5 protein-coding genes and 4 tRNA genes are annotated in these 5,032 nt (G+C 40.4%); all 9 read left to right on the top strand.

Translation table 11 applies throughout. The annotated features are described in order from the left end of the window. Nucleotides 1-278: 278 nt before the first annotated feature. A complete protein-coding gene (locus KL866_RS02890; protein ID WP_214993254.1) occupies nt 279-806 on the top strand; it encodes a hypothetical protein in 528 nt (175 codons plus the stop codon). A gap of 161 nt (nt 807-967) precedes the next feature. Further along, nucleotides 968-1,396, top strand: a complete 429-nt coding sequence (locus KL866_RS02885; protein WP_214993252.1) for a DUF4174 domain-containing protein — start codon at nt 968-970, stop codon at nt 1,394-1,396. Between the two features lie 170 nt (nt 1,397-1,566). Then, nucleotides 1,567-2,592 carry a UDP-N-acetylmuramate dehydrogenase gene (murB, locus tag KL866_RS02880; protein ID WP_025257662.1) on the top strand — a complete coding sequence of 342 codons (1,026 nt, stop codon included), beginning with the start codon at nt 1,567-1,569 and terminating at the stop codon, nt 2,590-2,592. Beyond that, nucleotides 2,589-3,575 carry a bifunctional biotin--[acetyl-CoA-carboxylase] ligase/biotin operon repressor BirA gene (gene birA, locus KL866_RS02875; protein WP_214993250.1) on the top strand — a complete coding sequence of 329 codons (987 nt, stop codon included), beginning with the start codon at nt 2,589-2,591 and terminating at the stop codon, nt 3,573-3,575. Before murB ends, birA begins: the two co-directional genes overlap by 4 nt. 146 nt (nt 3,576-3,721) lie before the next feature. Further along, the gene (locus KL866_RS02870) at nt 3,722-4,468 is read left to right on the top strand and encodes a type III pantothenate kinase (protein WP_029661599.1); all 747 of its coding nucleotides are present in this window, start codon (nt 3,722-3,724) and stop codon (nt 4,466-4,468) included. 121 nt (nt 4,469-4,589) lie between these two features. Next, nucleotides 4,590-4,665, top strand: a tRNA-Thr gene (locus KL866_RS02865). A 7-nt stretch (nt 4,666-4,672) separates the two neighbouring features. Then, nucleotides 4,673-4,757 (top strand) — tRNA-Tyr (locus tag KL866_RS02860). Between the two features lie 33 nt (nt 4,758-4,790). Beyond that, nucleotides 4,791-4,865: transfer RNA gene (locus tag KL866_RS02855), tRNA-Gly, on the top strand. Between the two features lie 7 nt (nt 4,866-4,872). Next, nucleotides 4,873-4,948: transfer RNA gene (locus KL866_RS02850), tRNA-Thr, on the top strand. Nucleotides 4,949-5,032 lie beyond the last annotated feature (84 nt).

The following is a 5,032-nucleotide window of genomic DNA, read 5'->3' as shown; positions in this document are numbered from 1 at the left end:
ATGGGGTCAGAGTACATTATTAGCTAAGACATCTGAATTTCATCAGAAAACCATTATCGTCAAGCCCCGCTATATCGTCGGTACATCATAAATGTGTACTCTTATCTCAATGTTTCAGATATACCCGCTTTGGCACATCTTTCCCTTATTGAGATGATTAACTCTTGCCTTATTGGCAACGGAGAAATGTACTCTGACCCCTTTTATTTAATATTATAAGAGACAGGTTGAAAATTGAACGGTATGGTATTGGAACACAAAACAACTAGGGAGTTTGTATGCCAGCATTACCATTTAACAATAACCCTATTTATTTGCAAGGTAACTTTCAACTTGAACCTTTTACTGCTTTACTAAAGCAGCATGCAGAACTTGTTTGCTTTGCTCTAATTGCATTTTTCTTTATTGGTAATGCCTTTATTGAAAATAGTGAAAAAGAGAGGGTCTTAGCGAACCCTAAGAAAAACGACTTCTTCTATATCGATTATAGAGCCATCGATCCCTCATCGGATGCTCGGTTTCGTTATGTGCCGCTGAAATTGCTCAAAGTAAGTAATGATACCCTCACATTTAAAGTCGGAAATATCGCTCACACAACACCCGTGTCGCCGAGTCAACATGCGAAGTTTGATAAAGCTTTATTGCTACGTAATTACTATCGTGTTGACAATCTGGTACTTAATAAAGCAAAAATAAATGAGTTAGTGGCTTCCGGTGCTATTTACGATGCTAGACGGCCTAGAAATATCTATATTAACGGTTGGATGGTTCTGCACCTTAATGAGCTAGTACCTGAGCAACCGTAAGTAATAAAACACCTATCTAAACTATGTCACCGAAGTACTTTATTAATAGAAACATCCGAAAGTGCTCAGAAAGCCCATATTATCAGCGCGTTATATCAAAATAATGTACTCTGACCCCATTACTTTTGTGCTAATCAGGCAGATCGTTAGTAGTTATAAATATGAACATTATCTACTTTTTTATTTTTACACTGCTCACGGGGTTCTACTCCGCCTTTACATTGGCAGATAGCTCCAGGCCCTATTGTGAAATTGCTCTGGGGGAACTTGTTTGGAAAAACAGGGTTTTAATCTACAAGGTGCAAAGCAAAAGTGAACTGGACAATCTTTATGCATTCGCTGAATATGAAAAGGCTGCCCTTTCTGAGAGGAAGCTCGTTGTGATAGGTATAGTCGAGCAACAACCTATTATTGTTTTTGGTTACCCTATATGTAATGTCTCTCTTGGTAAGCTAAACCCAGAAACTAAAGTAACGCTTATAGGGCTAGATAGTAAAATTAAAGCTGAATATGACACCTTCGATAGCTATCTTATTTACAGTATGATTGATCAAATGCCTATGAGAAAAACTGAATTAGGTAGTTACTGAAAACTATTTAGGCAACTATGCTAACTAATAATGAACTGCGATGGCGGTAGTGATGTTCTGTAGGAGTATATAAAGCAGAACATAGAAGCCGACTTATTTGAGCGTTTACACTTTTATTTGCCGCCTCGTTACCCTACCATTAGCGGATTGTTCGCAGTTCGTAAAATTCTATGCCCTCACTACAACCTTACAGTACATTTGGCCTTGCAGCTTCTTGTGATTCTATCCAGTCGTTTACCGACGTTGCTTCATTTCTATCTATCTTCAATACCCAAAATAATAAGACCAACAACGCCACTTATATATTAGGTGGTGGTAGCAACTCAATTTTTACCGACGATTTTGACGGCACAATACTGGTAAACGAAATAAAAGGCATAAGCCACTTCGATACTGAAAGCCACCACTATTTACGGGTAGGCGCGGGTGAAAACTGGCATGACTTTGTTACGCTCTGTATGAAAGAGGAATGGTACGGATTTGAGAACTTAGCGTTAATACCTGGTTCAGTTGGCGCATGCCCCATTCAGAATATTGGAGCGTATGGGGTAGAGGTAAATTCGTTAATCGAAAAAGTAGAATGTGTATTTCTTGAAACCGGCGAACAGGTATTATTGAGTAATGAAGACTGCCAGTTTGGTTATAGAGATAGTGTGTTTAAACATGCGTTAGCCAACAAAGTACTTATCACCCATGTAAACTTTAAATTACCTAAGCAATACGAGCTTGAAGTAAGCTATGGCGAATTAGCTGCTCTTACCGAGCCAACACCAGAAAAGGTGTATAGTAAGGTAATTGAAATTAGAAAAAGCAAACTGCCGAATCCTAGCGAGTTAGGTAATGCAGGTAGCTTTTTTAAAAATCCAGTAGTTTCTAATGCGGTTTATCAAGCAATAGCGCAGGAATATGAGTCGGTACCGCATTTTGTTGTAAGCGATAATGCTGGAAACGAACAAGAACAAATTAAAATACCCGCTGCTTGGCTAATTGACCAAGCAGGTTTTAAAGGCAAAACGTTGAATAAAGTACGTTGCCACCCTACACAGCCATTGGTACTTACTAACCTAGGTGGTGCCACCGGAAGCGATGTGATTACCATGGCGAAAAATATCATAGCAAGCGTACAGGATAAATTTGGCATACAGCTCGAACCCGAAGTACGCTTATTAGGAAACAAAGGACTTATTTCGCTATGAGACAAGCATCAAAAGCTATAAGAAAACATATACTCGCTTTGTTGTCTGATGGTCAGTTCCATTCAGGTGAAACCATAGCTCAGCAAGTTGGACTTTCACGTACCGCGGTAGCGGGTCATATTTCCCAACTTGCCGATTGGGGTTTAGATGTATTTAAAGTTAAAGGTAAAGGCTACCGGTTAGAACGAGGTTTTCCATTGTTAAGCGCTGACAGCATTAAACGCCATTTAGGCAATACAAAACGAGCGGTTATTGATGTGGAGTCGGTTTTACCTTCCACCAATACGGAAATGAAGAAGCGTATCGCGAGTAAACGAGAAGATCTTGAAAACGGCGATGTCGTTTTCGCTGAAATTCAAACCGATGGGCGAGGGCGACACGGTCGTTCTTGGTTAGCTCCAGTGGGCGGCAGCTTAACGTTTTCTATGTATTGGTCTTTTCCTGATGGTTATCAAAGTATGGCTGGGCTTTCTTTACTAGTAGGGTTAGCCGTTTGCGATGCACTTAAAGAATTTGGTGTAGAAGATGCCGAATTAAAATGGCCAAATGATATTTATCTGCAGGGTAAAAAGCTTGCCGGTGTACTTATTGAAGTAGAAGGGCAGATAGGTGCAACGGCACATAGTGTTATCGGCATAGGCTTAAATGTTTGTGTACCCAACAATCAATATGATGTAGGTCAGCCTCATAGCGATCTCGCGTCTTATTTAGGTACTATTCCAGATAGAAATGCTTTAGCAGCAGAAATTATTAAATCATTGTGGTTCTATTTACCGAAATTTACCCAACAAGGCTTTGGTCCTTTCTCTGCTTATTGGGAAGCGCTCGACTTATACGCAGACAAGCGCATTGTTTTGCAAATGGGAGATAAGCGTTTTTCTGGTATTGATAGGGGAGTGGACGCCAGCGGCGCACTTCTTGTTGAAACGCAAGATGGCATTACGCGTTTCCACGGTGGTGAAGTGAGTCTTAGAGGCAATTAACGTTTTATTTTGTTTTGCTTTATAGCTGAGCTACGAAGATTTAGGCCATTTTTACAATAAAATTACCTAGTAGCTTATCCTTGTGATTTTTAAACAGCATTTCATCTGTCCGTAATGCGCATTGCTTTGCGATTGAAACCCAATATATGAATAACATTGAAGAAAGCCACGTCATACTAGTTGATATTGGTAACACCCGAATAAAATATTCTCTACTTTGCCATGCAGAAGAAGAGCCAAATGCATGTGAAGATGCTATTTCTCTTTTCTCTTTTATCGATTCTCAGAAAAAAATTTCACATTTATACATTGCCTCGGTAAGAAACCAAGAGCTGGTCGATGAAATATCCACCATGTGTAATGAAAGAAATATTGTTTTTGTAGAAAAACATACAGAGAAAGAAGCCTTCGGCATAAAAAATAGTTACGCGAATGTTCAAAAAATGGGCGTTGATAGATGGCTTGCCATGGTCTGTGGTGCAGAAAAATCAAAAAAAGCATTTTTTGTTATGGATGTGGGTACAGCTATAACCGTCGATTTTGTCGTAGATGGTCAACATTTAGGCGGTTGGATCGTGCCTGGTTTTCAAGTTATGCGTAATGCATTGGTGGCTTCTACTAAAAAAGTGTTCGCAAATGATGAAATTCCGACCACCTTTGGGGTTGGAACCGATACTGAAGATTGTGTTGCAACAGGGTGTCATGCTGCCCTATATGGTGTTTATTTGAGCGCAATTGATTACATATCAAGCAAACAAACCGATTTTGATATAATTTTAGGGGGTGGAGACAAAAAAGTGTTTGCATTCTTAAAATCTGCTGATAACATGCGCCTCGCTCATTTGGTGATGCAGGGTCTTGCCCGCTACGCTCGAAGTGAACTTCTAAAGTGAACAGCGACGTAAGTTTTTGATTAGTTGAAAAATTGGTCAAAAAAGAAAATTGAAAAATTTTCAAAAAGACACTTGCACAGAGTTAAACAATACTCTAGAATGCGCACCCACTTGATGTAGTGCCGACTTAGCTCAGTTGGTAGAGCAACTGACTTGTAATCAGTAGGTCGCCAGTTCGATTCCGGCAGTCGGCACCATCAATCTGGAGGGGTACCCAAGCGGTCAACGGGAGCAGACTGTAAATCTGCCGGCTCAGCCTTCGCAGGTTCGAATCCTGCCCCCTCCACCACTTTCTCTATGAGGTGGCCAGAGAATTAGGATTGCGGGCATCGTATAATGGCTATTACCTCAGCCTTCCAAGCTGATGATGCGGGTTCGATTCCCGCTGCCCGCTCCAAATCAGTGCTGATATAGCTCAGTTGGTAGAGCGCACCCTTGGTAAGGGTGAGGTCGGCAGTTCAAATCTGCCTATCAGCACCAGTTTATTTCTCCCCAGCTCATGTAAAATTTCTAAATTTTTTAATGTAACTTTGCTGGGATAATAGAAATGGCAAAAGAAAAGTT

It is taken from the genome of Alteromonas sp. ALT199, from assembly GCF_018619335.1.
GTDB lineage: Bacteria > Pseudomonadota > Gammaproteobacteria > Enterobacterales > Alteromonadaceae > Alteromonas.
This window is presented reverse-complemented; position numbering and strand designations above follow the sequence as displayed.